The sequence below is a fragment of the Fluviirhizobium alvei genome (genome assembly GCF_030551875.1).
GTDB lineage: Bacteria > Pseudomonadota > Alphaproteobacteria > Rhizobiales > Rhizobiaceae > Rhizobium_E > Rhizobium_E alvei.
The window spans coordinates 1-758 of sequence record NZ_JAUOZU010000044.1 but is presented as its reverse complement, the minus strand read 5'-3'; the positions used below and the strand labels follow the sequence as shown (position 1 = coordinate 758).

The following is a 758-nucleotide window of genomic DNA, read 5'->3' as shown; positions in this document are numbered from 1 at the left end:
GGATCTTCGATTGTGATCCAGCGGAGTTCTGTGAACTCGTTGATGGCAGCCTTGCCGCCGAAACGTCCATAGCCGGAACCCTTGGTGCCGCCGAATGGCATCTGGGCCTCGTCATGCACGGTCGGACCGTTGATGTGGCAGATGCCGCTTTCGATGCGGGCAGCAACCGCCATCGCCCGGCTGATGTCGCGGCTGTAGACCGAAGCCGAAAGACCATATTCGCTGTCATTGGCAATCGCGATCGCCTCGTCCTCATCCTTGACGCGGATGATCGGCTTGACCGGGCCGAAGCTCTCCTCGGCAAAGGCCCGCATGCCGGGTCCGACATGATCGAGCAGGGTTGCCTCGACCACCGAGCCCATGCGCTTGCCACCGGCCACCAGATTGGCGCCCTTGGCCGTCGCATCGGCAATGAAGGCTTCCATCTTGTCGGCCGCTTCCGGATTGACGAGCGAGCCGAGCACGACATGGCCGCGCGGATCGCCGGCCGGAAGCTTCGACGCACGGGCGGCGAACTTCTCGACGAACTGGTCGGCGACGCTGTCGAGAACGATGAAACGTTCCGTCGACATGCAGATCTGGCCCATATTGGCGAAGGCACCGAAGATCGCGCCATTGACCGCCGCATCGATATCGGCATCGTCAAGCACGATGAAGGGCGCCTTGCCGCCGAGTTCGAGCAGAGCCGGCTTGAGATGACGCCCGCAGAGCTCGCCGATGATCCGGCCGACCTTGGTGGAGCCGGTGAAGTTGACGCG

Annotated in this window: 1 protein-coding gene; it reads right to left on the bottom strand. The window is 63.1% G+C overall.

The window, feature by feature from the left end; all coding sequences use genetic code 11:
• On the bottom strand, window positions 1-758 hold a 758-nt coding region (locus Q4481_RS24580), incomplete at both ends, for an aldehyde dehydrogenase family protein (RefSeq protein WP_304379064.1).